This is a genomic window from Natranaeroarchaeum aerophilus, assembly GCF_023638055.1.
Taxonomy (GTDB): Archaea; Halobacteriota; Halobacteria; order Halobacteriales; family Natronoarchaeaceae; genus Natranaeroarchaeum; species Natranaeroarchaeum aerophilum.
Genome location: NZ_JAKRVY010000010.1, coordinates 12,666 through 34,020 on the forward strand (window position 1 = coordinate 12,666; position 21,355 = coordinate 34,020).

Sequence of the window (21,355 nt, forward strand, 5' to 3'; positions counted from 1 at the left end):
ACCGCTTACTCGCGGGCGCGTCGCTTAAGTGCGCGTCGGTACTCGCCGTGCGGATCCTCCGGGTTAAAGGGCGCGGGTGCGCTGTTTACCGCGCCGGCCCCGCATTCGGGACAGTTCGAAGAAAGGGTGTACACCGGGCGTTCGTGGGCCTCGCGCCACGCCGAACAGATCCGGATGTCCGATTTCATTACTCGTCGTCGGTGCGGCGTTCGCGATGGAACTCGCCGGTGCCGCCGATCCCCTCGATTGCTTCGATACCGCGGTCGGCACTCGTTTCGAGTTCGCTCTCGGCGGTCTTGTAGTTCGGTGCCTGCACCTTGATGCGGTACTCGGGCGAGCCGACGTAGGTCACTTCGAGGTCGACTTCGTCGGGCACCTCACCGTTTCCTTCGGCGGCTTTCAGCGCCTCTTTGATCGAGTCGACGCCGGTCGGGGTCGGACATTCGAGGTCGACGTAGCCGGTGACGTTGACGTAGGGCACCGAGACGTTCTCGCGAGCCGTCTCGACGAGCGCGTCAAGGTCGTCGTCGTCGAGATCGGTTCCTTCGAGCGCCTCGTGACCGTGGATGGCGGCCTCCTCGAAGCCGTCGTAGAGGCTGCCGAACTCCGCGAGGATCCCGTTGGCGACGCGAGTGTAGGTCTCGTCGTCGACGTCCTCGCCGAAGGCGAGCAGCATCCAGTTATCCGCTTTTTGCTCGTTTTTCCACTCCTGAATCTTCTCGGAGCGCTGGTGGTCGTTGACGTCCTTGATCGAGAGGTCGATCTGCTGGGCATCCTCGTCGACATCAAGGACCTTGCAGACGACCGTCTGTCCCTCGCGGACGTGATCGCGGACGTTCTTGATCCAGCCGGAGGCGACCTCGCTGACGTGTGTCAGGCCGCGTTTGTCGTCGTACTCCTTGAGATCGACGAAGACGCCGAAGTCCTCGATCTCGTCGACCTCGCCGACGACGAGCTCGCCGGACTCTGGCCAGCCGCTAAATTTCATCGTCGATCACCTCGACGCTCACTGCGCCTCGGCAGTACGGTTCTCGACGACGTCGAGGACCTCGCCCTCGAACTCCGCCTTTCCACCGGTGGGCGTGGCGAGCGTGACGCCACAGACCGCACACGAGACCTCCGTGGAGGCCTTGCCGAAGACGACCTGTTCGTTCTCGCAATCCGGACACTTGACTTTGTAGAAATTTCCTGCCATCGTAATCACTCCTGGAACGTCAGGCGACCGGCACGCCAGCCCGGACGGAGGTGGGCTTTGCCGCACTCGCCACAGCGGTATTTGAGGTCTGTCTTCTTGGTGGGCTTGTCGCCACCGGGCACCTTCGAGAACTTGCCGTCGTTCCCGATTCCTTTGTTACGCTTTTCCTGTCGGTCGATCCACTTCATGCCGGTCTGGCGACCGGTACGAACCTTCTCGACTTCGTGTTCGTAGTGCTCGTTGCAGTGCGGGCAGTACGTGTTAAATCGGCGTGGCATTTCCATAGATATCGGCCTCTTGGAGTTTCGTTATCCGCGGGCGCTTAAAACCCGTTTGGTTCGGGACGGCTCACCGCTCGGTCTCGAAGCGCTTAATTGACGGTCGTACGAACGGTTCCGTATGAAGCGTCTCATCATTCGCGGGGATCCCGGGATCCGTCGCAACGCCGTCATCGAGCACGATGGCGAGGAACTGACGCTGTTCCAGATCAACCGCAACGGTGACTGGCACGGCCCCGACGAGGTCCAGCTGTGGTGTGTCGCCGGAACCGAAGACGAGCGCGAGAGCTACGACAAACGCGAGTACATCCCACACTTCCTCGACGTCGACAGACTCGACGCCGGTGAGGTCACCGTCATCGAGCGAGCGGGATAGTTCGGCGTCGAAAATTCGAGCCGGTCTAGTCGCTCTGATGGACCGGGCGATCCGCGAGTCCCTTGAGCAGGTACTCCGCCGAAGCGAGGTTCGTCGCCAGGGCCGTGTCGTGAACGTCACAGATCCGTAGCAGCGCTGAGATGTCCGGTTCGTGGGCCTGCGCGCGTAACGGGTCACGCAGGAAGACGATCCCGTCGAGGATACCCTCGGCGACCTCCGCACCGATCATCATGTCCCCGCCGAGCGGTCCGGACTCCTTACGCTCGACATCAAGGTCAGTTTCTTCCATCAATCGCTTGCCGGTCGTCCCTGTCGCGAGGAGGTCGTACTGCTCCAGCAGTTCCTCGTGTTCCTGTGCGAGGTCGATCATATCTGGTTTCTTATCATCGTGTGCGATCAGCGCTACACGTGTCATACACCTACCTCTCACGGGGAGGGGGTTAGTCGTTTTGCTCGGCAGCCGACGCCGCAGGGAGACGAACGATAACGAGACTCCCTGTTTCGGGCCGCTCGGTATACTGGACTGACCCGCCGAACTCGTCGACGATCCACTGTGTCAGTATCAGCCCGATTCCCTTGCCGTGCCGAAGCTGTGTTGGTGCATCCCGGACTTCCTCGTTGATCATCGACCACTCGTCTTCGGGGATACCAGGACCGGTGTCGGCGATCTCGATCCGCGCAGTATCACCACGGCCGGACACACGAACGTCAACGTGTGGCTGATCGCCCGTGGTATGCTCGATTCCGTTCTCGATTAGCTGTTCGAGGACAATTCCGAGTCGCTCGTCACACTCGGCGACGACCGACTCCTCGATCGCTACGGTCACCGTAGCCGCCGGGTACTCACGCCGGAGCGATCGTGACACCGTTTTCACCACCGGTTCGACATCCAGGGTAGCAGTATCTCTGACCGGGGCGAGAATCAGGTCGACCATCTCCTTTGCTTTTTCACTGGTCGATAGCAGATTATCCGCCGCAGCGTCGATCTGTCCGGCATACTCGATCAGTTCTGGATCAGACACCGAGTCCGCGAGCGTTCCGGCGTAGCCCCGGATCGCGGTCAGGTCGTTTCGAATATTGTGCCGCAGGAGTCGATTGAGAACCCGGAGTAGCTGCTCTCGTTCCTTGAACTCGGTGATATCACGCCCCTCCGGGACCAGAAAGACGACCTCACCACTCTCGTCGGTAATCGGCCTGATCGAAACGTCGATGATGGTATCCTGTCCCTCGGCTCGAACACGGAGCTCGTCCCGGTACCAGTCGCCGGACAGCGCCTGCTCGAAGCCACGGCGAAGCGACCGCTGTGCGTCGTCGGTACAGAGCTCCAGAGCCTCCCACAGCTTCACCCCGATCACCTCGCCCCGGCTCGTGTTAGTGAATTCGAGTCCGGCATCGTTGACCTCGATGAGCGTCCCCCCGGAATCTAGCAGACCCGTGAACTGGTAGGTGTTGTTAAACACCGCCTCGAAGCGTCGCTGCTGTTCCAGCCGACCCGAAATATCACGACCCAGCCCCACGAGTTCCCGCTCTCCCCGATCGCCCTTCGAGAGCGGTGCACTCGTGAATTCGTAGAGGATCTGCTCGCCTGATTTCGTCTTCAGTTGCGCTTTGACCGTCGTTGGGTCTTCGTCTTCGAGGACACTCCGTATTTTCGCCCTGACGGCGTCCCGATCCTCCTTCGCAATGAAATCCTCCGGACGCATCTCTGCAATCTCGTCATCGGAGTAGCCAGTCACACTCCGGAACCGATCGTTCCACCGTGTGAACTGCCCCTCCTCATTCAAGACATAGAGGATATCCGGAAGCGCCTCGAAGATGCTTTTGGTCAGCGCCTTTTCCTCCCGAAGCGACCGCTCGCGTTCACGTCGATCCGTGACGTCCTGAATCGCCCCCCGAACGCGGACCGTCTCACCGTCCTCGACCTGTGGAACACCTCTCGCACGAACCCAGCGCTGTTCGCCGTGATACGTGATAATTCGGAGTTCATGGTCGAACGACTCGCCCTGCACAATGGCACGCTGTACCGCCTCCTGCATCAGCGGCCGATCGTCCTCGTGGTAGAACTCCAGGGCGTCCTCAACAGTCGGTTCGTAGTCCAGGGGAAGGCCGTGGATCCGGTGTACCTGATCGGTCCAGCGGAGGGTTTCGGTACGAGGATCCAGCTCCCACCCGCCTACGTCAGCCATTTCCTGGGTCTGGGCAAACAGATCATTCTGCCGTCGCAGGCGCTGTTCGTACTCCTTGCGCTGGGTTATTTCGACGATGACTCCTTCGAGCGCGACAACGTCGCCGTCCTCGACGATCGGCAGACCACGCTCGAAGACGTGTTTGATCTCACCGCTACTCGTACGGATATCGTAGGTGACGCTGAACTGTGACCGCTCTTCGATTGCGGTCTCGATATCCTCGGTGAGGTTTGTGGACGTGTCTTCCCGAACGAGCTCGCCCCACGTCAGCTCGTGGGCCTCGAATGCTTCCACCGAATACCCGGTGAGTGACTCCACCTGTCCGCGCAAAAACGTCATCTCCCACGGTGGCTGTGGCTCGCACCGGTACGCGAGACCCGGGAGGTTATCGATGAACCGCGTCAGATGTTGTTCCAGTTCATCGGGAGAGTCACTGTCGAACACGATACTCGTCGGAATACGTCACAGGTCAGGTAGTTAAACCCCACGGCGGAGTCGCATGGCTTTTCACTCTCTCCGGGCGATACCAACCCATGAGCGGTGGGGGATCTACTATCGATATACTGCAGGCACGGCTTCGCTCACTGGCATCCGGCGGCCGACTCGTCCGGTTCGCTACTGTCGGCCTCGTCGGTACCACGATCGATTTCGCCGTCCTGATCTCGCTTGTCGAACACTGGGAACTCCCGCTGGAACTCGCCAAGATTATCGCCGTCGAGGCTGCGATCCTCGTCATGTTCGTTCTGAACGACCGCTGGACGTTCTCGCAGTGGGGGAGGGACGGCTACCGGTCGCTGCTGGCACGCCTCGCCACCTCGAACGCCGTTCGTCTCGGCGGACTCACCGTCGCTACTGTCGTGCTCTCCGCACTGGTGCGGGTGTTTGGCGTCCCGTACCTGCTGGCCAACGCCGTGGGTATTGCCTGTGGTTTCGTCGTCAACTTTCTGGCGGAGAGCTACTTTACCTGGAGCGTCCACGAGTGAGGAGAATCCACACAGGGCAGGTGAAACACAACCCTTAACTAGCGGACGGCGGTACGAAGATGTAGCGGGATGGGATAGCCAGGAGATTCCGGCGGGCTCATAACCCGCAGATCGGTAGTTCAAATCTACCTCCCGCTATACTTTTGCCGCGAGCAACTCCGCGAGCGGCAAATATCGAATGGTGTAGATTTGAACTCAAGGACAAGCGAGCCAGTCGAGCGCAGTCCTCATAGTTCAAATCTACCTCCCGCTATACTTTTGCTGCGAGCAATCCCGCGAGCAGCAAATATCGTACGGAGTAGATTTGAAATAGACAACGAGGGAGCACTGCGACCGAAGTTGGCGTAGTTCAAATCTACCTCCCACTTTATTTTCGCCACGAAAGAGCCACCGAATACGAGACCCGACTGTTAACACACTGTCACCAACGATCAACCCCTTTACTACAGTTTTCGAAGCGTACACTACAAATTTTGTAGTAACCTACCCCTCACACCACTCTGTCGACTGTAACCCGGCCTTGCAACCACTCTGCGGCAGCTACAACGTCATCAGCATCCTCGCCGCTCACTTTCAGTCGATTTAGCCCACCAGTGTCCGGATAGCTTCCAACTTGTACATCGAACCGTTCGCGCACGCCCGCGAGAGCGTCGATCATCGAGCCCTCGGGCTGGGGGGTGTACAGCGTCCTCGATGTCACGTCACCGTCGAACTCGTGGGCGACCAGATCGAAGAGCGCCTGCATCTCCGCTGGGACGCCCGGAAAGGCGTAGACGGTCTCTAGCACACAGCCGGGACAGAGTCCTTCGGGGTTGATGATCGCGCGAGCACCGCCAGGGAGCGACGCCCACGCGTCGACGTCAAGATCGAGGTCGTGTTCGGCGACGAGTTCGGGGTTGGCATCGCGGTAGGCCGCGGCGGTTTCGAGGACGTCCTCACGAACTGCCGGATCGACGACCAGATAGCGATCAAACGCGTCGGCGAGGGCGTCCGCAGTGACGTCGTCGTGAGTTCCGCCGAGACCGCCGGTGACTACGACAGCGTCGAACCGGCCGCGCCAGTCGCCGATCGTCCCGGCGATGAGAGTGCGGTCGTCCGGCAGCGTGAGGATCCGGGCGACCGTCGAGCCACGGCCCGTGATCTGTTCGGCGAGCCAGGTAGCGTTCGTGTTCGGCGTGTCGCCTGCCAGCACCTCGTCGCCGACAGTGAGGATCGCGACTTCCATCGGAGGAAAAAGGTGCTCTGTGGACAAAAGCCCACGCTTCGGCCCGAAGAGCAACTAACCAGATACTGTTTCTGAACTAACTATTTCTTTCCAATTGACGAACGGACACTCGGGATGAGACGTTTCGTTGTCGTTCTCGTAGTGCTGGCGGTTGTGGGTAGTCTCGCGGTCGGTCCTGCCGTCGCCACGGCCGAGGAGACCAGGACCGGCGGTACAGTCGTCATCGAGGAAGGGGAGACTGTCGAGGATCTGACCGTCGCCGGTGGAACCGTCGTTATCGACGGGACCGTCGAGGGTGAACTGCAGGTCGTCGGAGGGACCGTAACGATCGACGGCGACGCGGAGAACGTGTCGGTGCTCGGCGGCGATGTCCGAATCACCGGTGACGTAAGTGGCGATCTGCAGGTCATCGGTGGGAACGTCTGGATCGGCGAGACGGCAACCGTCGGTGGATCGCTTTCGATCGCCGCAGGCTCGGTGACGATCGACGGGACGGTTCAGGGAGATGTGGAGGCGGGGTCCGGTACAATCACGCTCGGATCGAGCGCGGTGATCGGCGGCGATCTGACCTACGCTGGCGAACTGGACGTCCAGCCGGGAGCGGAGGTGGAGGGCGAGACGACGCGCGACCCCGGTACGGTGATCGGTCCGGCGGAGTTCCCCGAGGAGCTTGAGTGGGCCATCGCGGCGTACGCGCTGCTGTTGAACATGCTGCTCGGGGCGATACTGCTCGCTCTCGGCCCACGGTTTTCGCTGGCGGTAAGTGATCGGTTCAGGGAGTCCACGCTGTCAAGTGCCGGTGTTGGATTGCTAGCCATCATCGTGGTGCCGGTCCTGCTCGGCCTGCTTGCGTTGAGTATCCTTGGGCTTCCGCTCTCGCTGGTCGGGTTCCTGTTGTTCGCCGTTTTCCTCTGGGTGGCGACAGTCTACGGGAGGTACGCCGTTGGGATGTGGCTGCTTTCGTTTGCGAATATCCGGAGCCGCTGGCTCGGGCTGATCGTCGGATTGCCGCTCGTGGCACTCGTTGCACAAATACCCTATGTCGGGAGTCTGTTCGCGGGGTTAGTCTCACTGATAGGGATCGGGGCGTTGGCACTGGCAGTGAGGGAGCTGAGAACCGATGGGACGGACGTGAGTAGTTGATCAACGGACTATCGGCGCCCGATATCCACGCGCGGATCGAGAAGCGAGTAGGTGAGATCCTGAATAATGCTGCCGACAACCCCAAGCAGAATAACGACCATCGTGTTGCCAAGCACTACAGGAAGGTCACGCTCAGTGAGGGCAATAAAAAACCGCAACCCAAAGCCGTCGATTCCGAACAGCACCTCAATCACGAATACCGAGAGTACCAGCAATGCGACAACTTCAGTAAATAGCATCGAGAAAAGCGGTATCGCAGCGTTCCGGACGATATGCCGTATCACTCGAAGCGGGTGTGCGCCCTTGGCTCTGACCAGTGTAACGAACTCCGCGTTCGTGTATTCCAGTGTATATGCCCGAGAATAGCTGACGTACCCACCGACCAACGCCATCGTAGTGAACAGAACCGGCAACCCGTGGTCGAACAGAAAATCTGGACGATCGATAACGCCCCCCTCAACAAGTGAAACTGCGATCCCCCCAAGCCAGAAACTCGGGAGAGCAAACAGGAGGTACGCCGTCCCACGACCGAGATCCGACAAGGGATGATCGCTCCGGACTCCCGCGTATATCCCGAGTAGACTGCCGATGAGAACCCCCAGAAACACAGCAGGGACGACATACGTCCCTGTACGGAGGACACCGCCCACGACAAACGGAAGAACTGGTTCCCCTGTAGTGAACGAATCGCCCCACTGAAGCGAGATCATGTTTCCCATCCAGTCGATATACTGCTCATGGAGGGGTCGATCATACCCGCGTCCAGCCATGTACTCGTCAATTCGTTGCTGCAGTTCCTCCTCGCTTGTCCCTCCCCAACGCAGCTGACCCTCTAGGCCCTGAGCGACCCAGTCGTCGGTGACGGACATCGCGGCGAAAACCGTCGTCAGAACCATCCACGCGGAAAAGACCCCGACGGCGATTCGTTTCAGGAATAAGCTGAGCAGACTCATATTCTATGCTTGTGTTCTGCAGGTGTCGGTTACCTCCTTGAACGTAGACAGAACATATCGAACCATTCGAAAAGAGCAGTAGTCATGCCAACAAGTGAATGCATAGATAAATAAGTATTCTGGTCACATTGTAGAGGAATAGGCTTATAAATCCTACGACCATTGTCAACTAGAGACACGATGCGCGGCACCGATCGTGATGACCGGTTCGAAAACGTCGACTGGTCGGAGATCACTGCATCAAAGCAGCGGCTTTCAACGGAAAGAGCATTTCTGGTTGTTGGTATACTGGCAGTTTTCGTTGTGTACCTGTCCGATCGGTTCGTCGCGAACGCATATTTGATCGGGACGTGGAATCCCGGGCTCATCGATTGGGCGTTTTTGCTGTCATCTGTCATCGTCGTAGCATACGGCGTAGTGCCGCTTATCAAGCGTCGGCGCGCAGTCCAATCCGAACTTGCGCAGTTGCGATCACGACCGATCGTCTTTGGCGCACTTGGATTTCTCTGTGGCGTTTGTATGCTTGGACTGCTCGGGCCCGGACTCGTGTCGAATCCCGGATTGCGATTTGAGCATGCCTTCCATCCACCTGTTGGGTTTTCAACGGAGATTCCGCGTGTCGAGTGTGTCGGAAGTGTCACAGGTCCGCCGCTGGATAGTAGCTGTCACGGTTCCTGGACGTACCCGCTCGGCACGAACGAACGTGGGTTTGGAATGGGATACCTCTTGATTCGTGGTTCGAGAGTGACAGTATACATACTTGTAATCGCAGTTGCTGCGATTGTCCCACTGGCGGCTGCTATCGGGGCAATCGCCGGGCTTCACGGAGGCATCGTCGACCGGCTACTCATGTCGTACGTCGATCTCCAGCTCTCTATTCCGGCGATCGTCGCATATTTTATTGGGTATACCTATTGGAACCCATCACTGTTGTTGTTAGTGTCAGCGTTCGCAGTGCTCAGTTGGGGCGGAGTGGCACGTCTCGTCAGGAGTGAAGTGCTCCAACGTCGAGAACGCGGACACATTCGTGTTGCACGCAGTCTGGGTGCCTCTAATCGATATATAATAGCTCGCCATATCATTCCGAATATAACGAATACGTTGATTCCGGCCGTATGTCAGCTACTGGCCTTGCTGATCCTATTCGAAGCAGGCATTGCCTTCCTCGGATTCCACCATATCGAGTTGTACTCGTGGGGATCAGTTATCAGTGAATCCGTCAACGCTGAAATAGCGAGTCATCTGCAGACGAGAGCAGAGTATCCCGCGTACAGGATCTGGTGGGTTTCGACGCTACCAGCACTTGCGTTGACAACAACGATACTTTCGCTCAAACTCGTCGGAGATGGACTCAGAGACATTCTGGATCCACGAGGTGGACAATGAAGCGAGAAAACGGAGCAGAAAGTAGGGACGAACGGCCACTACTCACCGTTGAAAATCTTCGAACGACGATTCACACAAAACACAAAACGGTATCTGCCGTAGATGGAATCGACTTTACCGTCGACCGCGGCGAAACGGTCTGTATCGTCGGTGAATCAGGGAGCGGCAAAAGCGTCACATGCGAGTCGCTTACGGGACTTATCAAGCAGCCGCCAGCGGAAATCGTCTCCGGCACTGTGGAGTTTGCAGGTACTGAGATCCTTTCGGCGGATGACGCAACTCGACGGTCACACCGCGGGAGCGATATCGCCCACCTGTTTCAGAACCCCCAGCAGTCGCTTGATCCGGTCTATACTATCGGCGATCAGATCGTCGAGACGATCCGTATCCACGAGCAGGTAGACCGACAAACAGCACGTCTCAGGGGTATCGAACTGCTGCGTCAAGTTGGTATTCCACGAGCAGACAGCCGGATTGATGTCTACCCTCACGAACTCTCCGGCGGGATGGCCCAGCGGGTTGCGCTCGCTATTTCACTTGCCGCAGATCCCACTCTTCTGATTGCTGACGAGCCGACTACTTCTGTGGACGTGACAGTTCAGGCACGATTGATCGAACTCTTTCGCGATCTGACTGACAGCGGAATGGGGTTATTGTTTGTAACACACGACTTGCGGGTAGTTGCTGCGCTCGCAGACCGTGTTCTGGTGATGTTCGGCGGTACCATCGTCGAACGTGGACCCGTCGAGCAGGTCTTTGAGCGTCCAGCCCACCCATACACTCAGGAGTTGTTTCAGAGCTATGGGACCATCGACCATCGAACCTCTCGAACTACGCGTGAGGATATCCCGGCCACAGGCTGTCGATTTCGATCCGAATGCCCCTATGAAATAGAGGCGTGTAGTGAGCGTACACAACCGCCGTCATATCCCGTTGCTGCCGAATCAGACCACGTTGTGTCGTGTGTGTACTACGACGGCGAGCACTCTCCCGCGCCGATACTCGAATCGGGTTCGGCAGTGAATCACCAGACTGACATGAGTAATACCGATGAGTAATCCAGATCACCACACAAAGTCAAACGGAGACGAGCCCCTGATAGTCGTCGAAGACCTCAAGACCCATTACCCGATCACCGAAGGGTGGCTACGACGTGAAACAGGTCGGATCCGTGCCGTGGATGGTGTGAGTTTCACCATCAATCGCGGAGAGGTGTTCGGGTTGGTCGGAGAGTCGGGATGCGGGAAGTCAACGACTGCGGAGTCGATTCTCCGGCTCGAAGAGCCGACCGCTGGAACCGTGCAGTTCGATGGACAAGCAATCACAGAGCTTACTGGCCAAGCGCTCCGTTCGTTTCGTCGACGCGCACAACTCGTCGTGCAAGATCCAAACGAAGCGTTCAGCCCGCGAATGACAATTGGAGAGGCGGTTGCGGAACCGCTTCGTCTCCACGGTATGGATGACGTGAGTCGCCGCCGGCGACTCGTCGAAGATCTGCTCGAACGCGTAGGACTCTCGGGCACTGATGCCGATCGGTATCCACACGAGTTTTCCGGCGGAGAAAAACAGCGTATTTCGATCGCTCGAGCACTGATACTCAACCCGGACCTGATCGTGGCCGACGAACCGACGAGCGCACTGGACAATCGCGTCGAAGCAGACGTACTTTCCCTGTTGGACAATATCCGTCGGGAGTACGGTATCTCGGTGCTGCTCATTAGCCACGATCTCGATATTGTCCGTCGTTTCTGTGATCGCCTCGCGGTAATGTACCTCGGGGAAATCGTCGAGAAGGGACCAGTCGACACGGTACTCGGTTCACCAGCACACCCGTATACCCGCGTATTGCTCGAATCGGTTCCGAGTCTCGACCCGAGCGACCAAACACTTGCCCGACCGCTCACTAACACGGTACCCGACCCATCAGACCCCCCCAAAGGGTGTCGGTTCCACCCTCGCTGCCCAGAGATTATCCCGCCCGAACACGTCACTCTCGACCGGGATTGTTGGCGATCTGTTGCGGAGTTCCACTTCACGCTGCAAATGGGGGAGTTACCAGAGACGGTTACTGAAGGGAACGGTGATGCAGCGGCCGTCCGCAAGGCGTTCGACCTACCGCAGCCGCTGTCCGATGACCGGGCCGAAACGGCAATCGAAACCGCAAGCAACGCAGTTGCCGATGGAAATACGGAACGCGCGAACAGCGTGCTGAAAGAAGCGTTCCCGACTGTTTGCGAACGGGAGGTTCCTCCTGAAAATTCTGTGGACGGCAAGCTGGCAAAATGCCACCTCCACAACGAGGGCTCCGACAACGATCTACTCTGATCTCAAATGAGGGGATCGCCCGGGGTACTGTGAACTCCATCAGTCGTACGACGCTTTCGTATCTCCAACCACATTGAAAACACGAGCGTCCGAAAACAGTTAATTTCCGCCGGAACAATCGTCTGGTATGTCGAGCCGGATTTCTTCACTACAGGACATGATCCTGCGTGAGGAGTATACTGGGGAGAACCGCTGTGTGCCCTGTACAATAGTCAACCTTCTCATCGCTGTGGGTCTCTCGATGATCGCAGGATGGATTCAGGTCGAACTGGGTGTAGCCGTCTTGGTCGGCTCAATACTACTGATATATTTCCGTGGGTATCTCGTCCCGGGAACACCTACATTGACGAAACGATATCTTCCAAACCGGGTCCTGGCGGCTTTCGACAAAGGCCCTGAAAGCCACGATGAGACGGAGTGGGAGACGCTGGAGAAACTCGAAGCCTATCGGGAGAACAGGGTAGATGCAGAATCGTTTCTCCAAGAGATCGGTGCAATCGAACCCTGCAATATGGACACGGAGGTATGTTTTACCTCCAACTTCAACGAACGCCTTTGGGAAGAACTGGACACGCTCAAAACGGAAAACACTGAAACGGACCCCGCGGAAGGGAACAAACAACTCGAGACTGGACTATCCGAGGGTACATTCACCATCGAGATAGAAACGATCAGTGCGATATACGATACCTCACCGTCATCAATCCGTGTCGAAGAGCGAGACTATCCGGCTGTTCGGGCCGGGCGACGGATCCGAAAGTGGCCCTCGGAAGAAGCACTTGCGATTGATGCCGCCCTCTATCGTGCGTTGGAAACGCTGAGTCCCCGTTGGGATCAGGTACCACTGAAACAGCGCGTCGAAATCCTTCGGGAGTTGCGAGGGCTCGTTCGGCAGTGTCCCGGTTGTGGCGGAGCGGTCGGCGCAGACGAGTCTGTTGTGGAATCCTGTTGTGCGACCTACGATGTTGTGGCTGTACAGTGTCTGGATTGTGGGGCACATCTGCTTGAAAAGGACCCGGAAAAGAGCGACGAGGGTGATGGCGGATTCAACCCATAGCTACGGACGAACGATCTTGACAGTCGTCTCGTCGTAAAGTCCCTTATTTTTGGCCCCATCGATATTGATGCCAGCACCTATCGTATGCTCCCCGACCGCTGCTGGTTCCCATTCGGACCGGCTGATTCTGATCATTCCGTCCCACTGCCGATACTGTGTCCGTCGCTCCCCGCGGCTAAACCGGAACCCACGCTCCTCGTCCGGTGGGTTTCCAATCTCGACGTGGGATGCATCGGTTAATCCATCGACCTCCCAGATCCATGGGATCGGTGATCGAACTGGCAGAGTGACAGGAATCGGAAGCTTGTTTTTCATTGTAACTGCAAACGAGATCTGTTCGTCCGTTGTAAACTCGTCCCGCGGCGTGTCGACGGAGACGCTAATCGCCCAGTTTCGTATTCGATGAGGAACGAGCAGCCGACTGAGATAGGTCGAGGGAATGGTCCGCATCGCCTGTGGCTCATCGTTGGTATCCCGTTCGTTGGGCTGGAACGGCTCTTCGTTGTTACGGTCGATCGCCCCTGATTCGTAGATACGCCGCATTAGTCCGTCTCAAGACGTGAAGACGCAAAAATTATTCGGCAAACTCTAGTCGTCCGCGACTGCATCGTCTGCAATCCCTTCGGACTCGTATTCCACGTCGTATAGATGACATGAGATTTCGTGAGAGGGCGTATACTCCATCAGTTCCGGTTCCCGTTGCTCACATGGTGAGACGAATACATCGTCAAGGTAGGTTTTGGCACCATCCAGTCCTTCCGTTTCGAGCCTCTCGATGAGTTCTTGGAACGCCGCTTCAGCGTTCCCGTCACCTACCGGTTCGGGAAGATCGAACTCGCTTCGCACCAGTTGATCAAGCTCATCGGTGTCGAGTTGTGTTGGATCAAGCTCACCGATGTCTTCGTCTTCGGTCTCGCTAAGCGAAAGTATCGCATTCGCAGATTTAGCTCCAAGAGCCCGTTGCTTGAGAGAGGTGAGCGCTCGCCAGACCTCTTGGTCGAGATCGTATTCCGGCGGTTGTATAATGCGCGGGCAACGGGTATGGAATCGACAACCCGATGGAGGATTGATCGGGGACGGCGGCGATCCTGGCAACAGAATCTGATCGCCCTCCCAGAGCGGATCCGGTTCGGGAATTGCAGACAATAGTGCCTCCGTGTACGGGTGGTACGGTGGCGCATACACGTCTTCAGTCGATCCGACCTCGGCAAACTTACCGAGGTACATTACTGCTACCCGGTCCGAGATATGCTCGACGACACTCAGGTCATGGGCGATGAACAGGTACGCCAGATCGAACCGCTCTTGTAAGTCCTCCAGGAGATTGAGGATTTGCGCCTGCACTGATACGTCGAGCGCGCTCACGGGTTCGTCACAAATGATGACATCCGGGTCGACAGCAAGTGCTCGAGCAATACCGATTCGTTGCTTTTGTCCGCCGGAAAACTCGTGGGGGTAGCGGTTCGCGTGGCTCGGGTTCAGTCCGACTTCGTCCAGTAGTTCGTGGATGCGCTCAGTTCGTTCCGCGCCATCCGCGATATTGTGTATTTTCAATGGTTCGCCGATGATATCACCGACAGTCATCCGGGGGTTCAAACTCGAGTACGGATCCTGAAAGATGTACTGGATGTCCTTCCGCATCTCCCTGAGTCTGCCTCGGGAGAGCTGTGTGATATCCTCACCCCGAAACTGCACTTCACCACTATCCGGCTCGACCGTATCGTCATCCTCGCCAGCCGTGTCGAACATCACTTCATCACTATCTGGATCAACCACGTCGTCTTCGTCCTCATCAACCGTGTCGAACAGCACTTCACCACTGTCCGGCTCAACCAGTCGAACCAGGGCCTGTCCAAGCGTCGACTTCCCACAGCCACTCTCGCCGACAACACCGAGTGTTTCACCGGGATATAGCTCGAAACTTACGTCGTCGACTGCTTTAACTTTCTGGGATTTGCCGAGGAGTCCCTCGATGAACCCTTCGCTGGTATCGTAGTATTTTTTCAGATTGTTCACCGTAAGCAGCGGCTCGTCTCTAGTACTCATGGTTAGATTCTACTGGCGTCGTATCTGTTGGTGCACCCGATTCGTCGATGACGACCTCAAATCCGAGTTCAGTTCGTAGATCACCGGAGTAGGCGAGACACGAGGCCGACCGTTCGTTGGGATCAGTGACTATATCTCCTGACTCGGGGTTCAGTAACTGCGGTTCCTTCCGAGCACAGGCCTCTTCTGCGTACGGGCACCGAGGATGGAAGCTACAGCCGGAGGGGAGCTCTACGAGATCAGGCATCGTCCCTGGGATCGTCTGGAGCCGGTCGCTGTCATCACCGATCCGTGGGATCGAACTCATCAGTCCTGCCGTATACGGGTGTTTTGGCTCGTAATACAACTGTTCGACTGATGCCTTCTCGACAGGCTTCCCAGCATACATTACCATTACCCTATCGCACAGTTCTGCGATGACACCGAGATCGTGGGTGATGAACTGGACCGCCGTGTCGAAATCATCCGCAAGCTCGCGGATCAAATCCAGTATCTTTGTTTCGATTGTGACGTCCAGCGCGGTCGTGGGCTCGTCACAGATGAGCAGGTCCGGATCACACGACAGCGACATCGCGATGACTGCTCGTTGTTGCATCCCACCCGAGAACTCGTGTGGATAGTCGGAGTACCGTGTTTCTGCCTCCGGAATCCCGACTCTATCGAGAAGCCGGATCGCTCGTTCTTTGGCTTCCGCCTCGCTATAATCTAGGTGATGTCTAATCGTCTCGGAAATCTGCTCGCCAACCGTATACACCGGGTTGAGTGCGGTCTGAGCGTCCTGAAAGATCATCGCGATATGATTCCCCCGGAGTCGTCTAACGGCACTCTCCGGAGCGAGCATCAACTCCAGATACTGACGATCCCCATCGACGACGATGAAGGCGTCCTCGTCGACGATACCGAGCTCGGTGGCGTAGCCGAATCCCACGATGTCGTCAATCGTGAGATCGTTTTGTCTCGCCATTTCGGTCGGTGATTCGTATCGGGCACCCGTGAGATCAGCGGCAGGTCCGTCAAGCGCCTCGATACGTTCTGCAATCGAGGTCAGGTCGTGATCATGACGGAGTGTTTCGAGATCAATTACGTAGTCGTGCGCTCCCGACAACGTTTCGATACCGTAGTACTCCTGGAAGGATTCGACAATGCTCGAATCCGTGATTTTGATACTGCCGCCCTCTATCTGTCCCGGGTCCTCGATGAGTCGCATCAACGACAGGGCAGTGACGCTTTTTCCAGCCCCGCTCTCTCCGACGACACCGAATTTCTCTCCCCGTTCTACCGTGTAGGAGATGTTGTCTACAGCCGTCACCGTGCCGTCTCCGGTATAAAACCGGACTGTGAGGTTATTGACCTCCAGTAGAGCCATTACTGTGCACCCCCGTGAGTGACACCGCTCTCCTGGGCGTCGAGCGCGTCGTTGATGCCGTCACCGATCATGTTCATCGACATCACGAACAGGAAGATCGCACCACCAGGGAATATTGTTGCGTGCCACGGGATCCGGCCGCCCGGACCCTGAATCAGCGTCTCACGCGTTTGGTCGAGCATAGTACCCCACTCTGCCGAGCCCGGGGGCATACCGAGTCCGAGGAACCCAAGTGCTGCGACGCCGATAACGACTGTTCCGATGTTGAGCGTCGCGACGACGATCACCTCGGACATGGCGTTCGGGAGCACGTGACGTAGTACGACCGAACGGTCGCGCGCACCGAGCGCCTTTGCTGCCTTGACATACTCCATCTCCTTGATTTTGAGCACCTCACCGCGCATGATGCGAGCGTAACCGATCCATCCGGCAAGTGAGAACGCCGCGACGAGCTGCCAGTAGCCGCCACCGAACAGCGTAACGATGATCGCTGCCAGAACGAGACCAGGGAATGCGTACAGCGTGTCGACGATTCGCATCAGCACTTCGTCGACCCAGCCACCGTAGTAGCCGGAGACGCTCCCATAGATCATCCCGAAGATTGCCGTCAGTGCCACTACGACGAAGCCGATCGATATGCTGTAGCGGCCGCCATAGATGACTCTTGAGAACATATCACGGCCGCGACCATCGACGCCAAACCAGTACGCCGCCGACGGCCAGTCGTAATTACTGACCGACGAGTCCACGCTAAGATACAGAATCGTCGTGGGTTCGTGCGGGGCGAGTGCGAACGGTTGCACAGTATATCCGAGTGCGGTGATGGGGCGAGCAAAGATTGCGAGAAGGCTGAGGAACGAAACCACAGCGAGACCGAGCAACGCCGATCGGTTGCGTTTGAACCGACGGAATGCACGAACCCATCGACCCTCTGTCTCAGATGCTGTATCCGGCACCCAGTCGGAGACGGGATCTCGTTCTTCGACCGTCGCAGGATTGAACCCGGCGACTCTGATTCGTCCACGTTGCGTGTGCGTCTGTCTAGTCATATCTGATCCTTGGATCCAAGACCGCGTACAGTATATCTGCGACGAGATTCGCGATGATGATTGCTGTTCCAGTAACCAACGTTACCGCCATTATCATGTCGATTTCGTGACCTTGCAACGCTTCGATGAACTCCCGCCCCAGTCCAGGCCAGTTGAACACGTACTCGACGACGACAGATCCGCTAATGATACTCGCAGTCAGGAGCGCGGCGAGCGTTACAACTGAGATCAGCGAGTTACGCAGGACGTGTTTCAGTACAATCGTTCGTTCCGGCAGTCCTTTCGCCCTGGCGGCTGTAACGTACTCCTTGTTTAGCTCCTCGGCCATCGACGTGCGCATCACGCGCATCAATGCCGCCGCTGAGGCAGTCCCGATAGTGATCCCTGGCAGGATGAGATAGTACAACATATCGGTACTGAGCAGCGGTTGTCGAGATGGCGGAGTGACGGACCACCAATCCAGATAGAGCGCAAATACGAGGATGAGCATCAGCCCGAGCCAGAAGTTGGGAATCGAGATGCCCGAAAGGGCGAAGATCCGGCTGACCGAATCGCCCAGCTGATCCTTGTTGACTGCCGCGTAAATCCCCGACGGAATGGCAATAACGAGAGCAAATACCCAGCCGAAAATGCCGAGCAGGATCGTTTCGGGGAGCCGCATCCAGACGATCGAACCCACATCACGACCCGAACTGTACATCTGACCGAAGTCTCCCACAGCCAGGTTTGCAAGCCAGTTCAGGTACTGTTCGTGGAGTGGATCGTTCAACCCGTAGCGTTCTCGAATCGCGGTCTCCTCCGCCGCAGTGATATCGGGGTTCAACCCCACCATCTGTTGAACGGGATCACCCGGAGTCCAGTGAACGAGGGCGAAAGTAATGACTGATACACCAAACAGTATTGGGAAGACGAGCAACACTCGTTTCGCTATGAATCGTCTGAGGCTCATATTGAAAAATATCTCACGCGAAGATCAGCGAACTGGATCCGCTGTTACGCTTCGAACCAGGCCACGCGCTCGTCGGCTGGCGCGTACAGTGCGTAACTGAGGTAATCCTCATGGAACGGCCACTGTGCCCAGTTCGAGAGGTCGGCTGTGAGAACCGACTCCTGAACGCCAAAGTGGGTGACCGCACTGCCAGCGTACTCTTCCAGATCACGGAAGAGTTCGTCGTATCGCTCACGACGCAGGTCCACGTCCTCGGCAACCTCTGCGCCGTATCGGGCGTTGTCGAGCGCCTCGTCGATCCAGTCCTCACTGATACCTGCCAGGTTACAACACTGGCCGACGTTGCTACTGTGGTGTAGCGCATCACAGAAGCTGTGCGGATTGAATGTACCCGAGAGTCCAACACCGGCAATATGACCGCGTTCACCGTACTCAGGGTCGAGAACGCGACCGAGGTAGGTCGTCCACTCGTACGTCTCGACAGTCGTCTCGAACAGCCCGGTTTCCTGCATCGATTCCGCAATCAGCTCGACCATGGCAACCCGATCGTCGTTGTCGACGTTGGTTTCGAGTTGGACCTCTAGCGGTGCCTCGATACCGTAGTCGTCGAAGACTTCCTGGACCATTTCGGAAGCCTCCTCCGGGTCGTACTCGTTGTAATGACGGACATCGTCTTCGAGAGCCGCTGCATCCGCTGTCCCTGCTCCCTGTGCGAGTTCTGGGATCATCGTGAACGCTGGGCGGGCCCAACCGTCGAAGATGTTCTCGACGATTAGGTCTCTCGGGACCAGTTTGTTGAACGCCTGACGAAGTCGCTGGTCATCCCATGGTTCCACGTTCACGGGTGGCTGAAGATACGTGTATCCACCTGTTTCTACGGCTGTGACAGTAAACTCGTCGTCAGCATCGAAATCGTTGAGCGTGGCCGATGCGAGGCCGGTCGTGACGTCAATCTCGTCGTCCTGAAGCGCACCGGATCGGGTCGCATCGTCGGGGATAATCTCCAGCGAAACCTCGTCGATCACCGGTCCATCGGGGTACGCTTCCGGCCCGTCGAACCAGTCGATTGAATCGACACCCATCTCTTCGACCCAGTAGCTGTCGGACTTCTCGTAGTCGACGTACTGCTCGTCCTCCATCTCGACAAACTCGTAGGGGCCAGTACCGATCGGGTCGTTACCTTGACGAGGATCGAGTTCGCCGTTTGGAAGCTCCGCCTGCTCAACTGTGTACACGTACAGCGGTGGTAGCTCCCGTTCGGCCTCCGCATCCGGAACTTGAGCGTAAATATCAACCGTGTACTCGTCGATCTCCTCGTAGTACAACGTCGAGTCGAAATACTGTGCGTCGACGTCGGACAACTGGATCCGATCGTACGATGCGACGACGTTCTCTGCAGTGACCTCCTCACCGTTGTGGAACTCGACACCTTCTCGGAGGTGATACCGGATGTGCACGCCATACGTACCGTCCTCAACGGCGTCAGCGGCATCCTCGAAGAGCAGCGTTCGTACCTCATCGCCCTCCTCGGGAGCAAGGTCTTGTGGGTGACGGACGACCTCTTGCTGACCATCCGTATCGACGACCCCTTCCTCGCCAGCCGTTATCGTCCGCATGTACGGCTCGTAATCCGTTCCGTCGACCGCGACGTCCTGGGCGTCAACTACCTCCCAGTCCTCGGCGAGCCACGGATAGAGGTTCCCCTCGTTATCGGTCGTCGCTAGCGATTCGAAGATGAGCGACTGTGAGAGCGTGGACGTCGTGTCATTACTATACGGTGGGTCGAACGAGTCAACGTTCGATCCAACGCCGGCTCGAAGATGCCCTCCCTCCTGAAGATCCTCGAGTTCGCCCGGATCCTCGGTCGCCGTTCCGTTTTCATCGCCGTTCTCTTCTCCGTTCTCCTCTTCATCGCCACCAAAGCAACCAGCCAAACCGACGGCTGCTCCTGTGCCGACTATTCCTAGAAGCTTTCGTCGAGTGCTTTCTAGGTTGACTAACTCGCTACCACGAGACATACAACCACATCCACATTCCCTACATAAAAAACTATCGTCGATTGACACTCTTTCTTGGAAATCGGAACAGAGAGACGGATATAACTACAGCAATTAAACCTTTGTTCCGTTATTACCGTTTTTCGCAAGGCCGTCAATCTCGTGCTCTGTTTCAATGTTTCGAAGCATCTCTGCGACTGTCGGCTCAGCAAGGTCGAGTTCAGCGGCGATCGCTTCGTGGTCGTACTCAAAGGTTTTCGCGAGAGTGAACACTTCCGCTTCCATCGTATCGAGATCGGTGTTCGCTGTGAGATCTGCAACGATCTGCTCTTTATCATACCGCCCTTCGACCGTCGTGAGACAGCGCTCAACCTCACGCTCTTCCATATCGAGTTCCGCGGCTACCCTCTCGCGATCGTACACAAGTCCCGAAAAGAGAACGACGACACGAGCCTCCTGTTCTGACAGCTGAGTTCCGTGCTGGATTTTGGCCGAGAGTGTCTGCAGTGACGTAGGTTCCAGTTTGGTAAGAACCAGTCCTTGGCCGTTCGAACTGATATTAGACAGGTCGATTTCCCGCGACTCGACCTCGTTTTCTTTGATCATGCTCCAACCCAACAACTGTTCAGGGATCAAGACGAACTGATCGTCGAGCCGCCCAAACCGCTTGTCGGGTTCGCCAACTGCAGCAGCTACCTCCCCGTATCGCAGCACCTGGTCCTCCCCAAATTCGTGCTCAGTCTGTTCACGTGTGTCCTCAGTCATAGATACTCTCTATATTACGCTTGTACTTCTGATATTCCGAGGCACCTCGTACTAGTTGTGTCATAAATGAATACAT

General features: G+C 57.1%; 22 protein-coding genes and 1 tRNA gene. 8 read left to right on the forward strand and 15 right to left on the reverse strand.

The features are described from left to right. Positions 1-5: 5 nt before the first annotated feature. Genes AArcSt11_RS14570 through AArcSt11_RS14585 form a run of 4 tightly spaced genes read right to left on the reverse strand, consistent with a single transcriptional unit; the run spans position 6 to position 1,479 of the window. A complete protein-coding gene (locus AArcSt11_RS14570; protein WP_250598149.1) occupies positions 6-188 on the reverse strand; it encodes an RNA-protein complex protein Nop10 in 183 nt (60 codons plus the stop codon). Continuing rightward, on the reverse strand, positions 188-988 hold the full coding sequence (locus AArcSt11_RS14575; RefSeq protein ID WP_250598151.1) for a translation initiation factor IF-2 subunit alpha: 801 nt from the start codon (positions 986-988) through the stop codon (positions 188-190). Before AArcSt11_RS14575 ends, AArcSt11_RS14570 begins: the two co-directional genes overlap by 1 nt. Positions 989-1,006: 18 nt before the next feature. After that, complete coding sequence (locus tag AArcSt11_RS14580) at positions 1,007-1,195, reverse strand: 30S ribosomal protein S27e (protein WP_250598153.1); 189 nt, start codon at positions 1,193-1,195, stop codon at positions 1,007-1,009. Between the two features lie 5 nt (positions 1,196-1,200). Then, positions 1,201-1,479, reverse strand: a complete 279-nt coding sequence (locus tag AArcSt11_RS14585) for a 50S ribosomal protein L44e (RefSeq protein ID WP_250598155.1) — start codon at positions 1,477-1,479, stop codon at positions 1,201-1,203. A gap of 115 nt (positions 1,480-1,594) precedes the next feature. Between AArcSt11_RS14585 and AArcSt11_RS14590 the strand changes: the two genes are divergently transcribed. Beyond that, a complete protein-coding gene (locus AArcSt11_RS14590; RefSeq protein WP_250598157.1) occupies positions 1,595-1,849 on the forward strand; it encodes an HAH_0734 family protein in 255 nt (84 codons plus the stop codon). 25 nt (positions 1,850-1,874) lie between these two features. On the opposite strand, the gene AArcSt11_RS14595 is transcribed toward AArcSt11_RS14590, so the two are convergent. After that, entirely contained in the window at positions 1,875-2,264 is a 390-nt protein-coding gene (locus tag AArcSt11_RS14595) for a methylglyoxal synthase (protein WP_250598159.1), read from the reverse strand. 25 nt (positions 2,265-2,289) lie between these two features. Next, on the reverse strand, positions 2,290-4,479 hold the full coding sequence (locus AArcSt11_RS14600; protein ID WP_250598161.1) for a PAS domain-containing protein: 2,190 nt from the start codon (positions 4,477-4,479) through the stop codon (positions 2,290-2,292). A gap of 89 nt (positions 4,480-4,568) precedes the next feature. On the opposite strand from AArcSt11_RS14600, the gene AArcSt11_RS14605 reads away from it, so the two are divergent. Continuing rightward, a complete protein-coding gene (locus tag AArcSt11_RS14605) occupies positions 4,569-5,018 on the forward strand; it encodes a GtrA family protein (RefSeq protein ID WP_250598162.1) in 450 nt (149 codons plus the stop codon). A gap of 63 nt (positions 5,019-5,081) precedes the next feature. Beyond that, positions 5,082-5,156, forward strand: a tRNA-Met gene (locus tag AArcSt11_RS14610). A 352-nt stretch (positions 5,157-5,508) separates the two neighbouring features. Here AArcSt11_RS14610 and AArcSt11_RS14615 read toward each other — a convergent pair. Next, positions 5,509-6,243, reverse strand: a complete 735-nt coding sequence (locus AArcSt11_RS14615; protein ID WP_250598163.1) for a competence/damage-inducible protein A — start codon at positions 6,241-6,243, stop codon at positions 5,509-5,511. A 114-nt stretch (positions 6,244-6,357) separates the two neighbouring features. On the opposite strand from AArcSt11_RS14615, the gene AArcSt11_RS14620 reads away from it, so the two are divergent. Next, positions 6,358-7,386, forward strand: coding sequence for a bactofilin family protein (locus AArcSt11_RS14620; protein WP_250598164.1), 1,029 nt, complete (start codon positions 6,358-6,360; stop codon positions 7,384-7,386). A gap of 8 nt (positions 7,387-7,394) precedes the next feature. Here the strand turns inward: AArcSt11_RS14620 and AArcSt11_RS14625 are convergent, their stop codons facing one another. Beyond that, positions 7,395-8,339 (reverse strand): ABC transporter permease, encoded by a 945-nt coding sequence (locus tag AArcSt11_RS14625; protein ID WP_250598165.1) that lies wholly within the window; start codon positions 8,337-8,339, stop codon positions 7,395-7,397. Positions 8,340-8,519: 180 nt separating this feature from the next. Between AArcSt11_RS14625 and AArcSt11_RS14630 the strand changes: the two genes are divergently transcribed. From AArcSt11_RS14630 to AArcSt11_RS14645, 4 genes are all read left to right on the forward strand, one after another. After that, positions 8,520-9,725 (forward strand): ABC transporter permease, encoded by a 1,206-nt coding sequence (locus AArcSt11_RS14630; protein ID WP_250598166.1) that lies wholly within the window; start codon positions 8,520-8,522, stop codon positions 9,723-9,725. Continuing rightward, positions 9,722-10,783: an ABC transporter ATP-binding protein gene (locus AArcSt11_RS14635; RefSeq protein WP_250598167.1), complete on the forward strand. Its 1,062-nt coding sequence runs from the start codon at positions 9,722-9,724 to the stop codon at positions 10,781-10,783. Before AArcSt11_RS14630 ends, AArcSt11_RS14635 begins: the two co-directional genes overlap by 4 nt. Next, positions 10,776-12,050 (forward strand): ABC transporter ATP-binding protein, encoded by a 1,275-nt coding sequence (locus AArcSt11_RS14640; RefSeq protein WP_250598168.1) that lies wholly within the window; start codon positions 10,776-10,778, stop codon positions 12,048-12,050. Before AArcSt11_RS14635 ends, AArcSt11_RS14640 begins: the two co-directional genes overlap by 8 nt. Before the next feature lie 127 nt (positions 12,051-12,177). After that, positions 12,178-13,107: a DUF8054 domain-containing protein gene (locus AArcSt11_RS14645; RefSeq protein ID WP_250598169.1), complete on the forward strand. Its 930-nt coding sequence runs from the start codon at positions 12,178-12,180 to the stop codon at positions 13,105-13,107. Here the strand turns inward: AArcSt11_RS14645 and AArcSt11_RS14650 are convergent, their stop codons facing one another. From AArcSt11_RS14650 to AArcSt11_RS14680, 7 genes are all read right to left on the reverse strand, one after another. Further along, the gene (locus AArcSt11_RS14650) at positions 13,108-13,650 is read right to left on the reverse strand and encodes a DUF7974 family protein (RefSeq protein WP_250598170.1); all 543 of its coding nucleotides are present in this window, start codon (positions 13,648-13,650) and stop codon (positions 13,108-13,110) included. Positions 13,651-13,695: 45 nt separating this feature from the next. After that, the gene (locus AArcSt11_RS14655; protein WP_250598171.1) at positions 13,696-15,153 is read right to left on the reverse strand and encodes an ABC transporter ATP-binding protein; all 1,458 of its coding nucleotides are present in this window, start codon (positions 15,151-15,153) and stop codon (positions 13,696-13,698) included. Beyond that, a complete protein-coding gene (locus tag AArcSt11_RS14660) occupies positions 15,143-16,519 on the reverse strand; it encodes an ABC transporter ATP-binding protein (RefSeq protein ID WP_250598172.1) in 1,377 nt (458 codons plus the stop codon). The genes AArcSt11_RS14655 and AArcSt11_RS14660 overlap by 11 nt, the downstream gene beginning before the upstream one ends. Then, on the reverse strand, positions 16,519-17,568 hold the full coding sequence (locus AArcSt11_RS14665; protein ID WP_250598174.1) for an ABC transporter permease: 1,050 nt from the start codon (positions 17,566-17,568) through the stop codon (positions 16,519-16,521). Before AArcSt11_RS14665 ends, AArcSt11_RS14660 begins: the two co-directional genes overlap by 1 nt. After that, positions 17,561-18,517: an ABC transporter permease gene (locus AArcSt11_RS14670; protein WP_250598176.1), complete on the reverse strand. Its 957-nt coding sequence runs from the start codon at positions 18,515-18,517 to the stop codon at positions 17,561-17,563. The genes AArcSt11_RS14665 and AArcSt11_RS14670 overlap by 8 nt, the downstream gene beginning before the upstream one ends. A gap of 44 nt (positions 18,518-18,561) precedes the next feature. Further along, the gene (locus AArcSt11_RS14675; protein WP_250598178.1) at positions 18,562-20,451 is read right to left on the reverse strand and encodes an ABC transporter substrate-binding protein; all 1,890 of its coding nucleotides are present in this window, start codon (positions 20,449-20,451) and stop codon (positions 18,562-18,564) included. A gap of 177 nt (positions 20,452-20,628) precedes the next feature. Beyond that, positions 20,629-21,279 carry a hypothetical protein gene (locus tag AArcSt11_RS14680; RefSeq protein WP_250598180.1) on the reverse strand — a complete coding sequence of 217 codons (651 nt, stop codon included), beginning with the start codon at positions 21,277-21,279 and terminating at the stop codon, positions 20,629-20,631. Between the last annotated feature and the right edge of the window lie 76 nt (positions 21,280-21,355).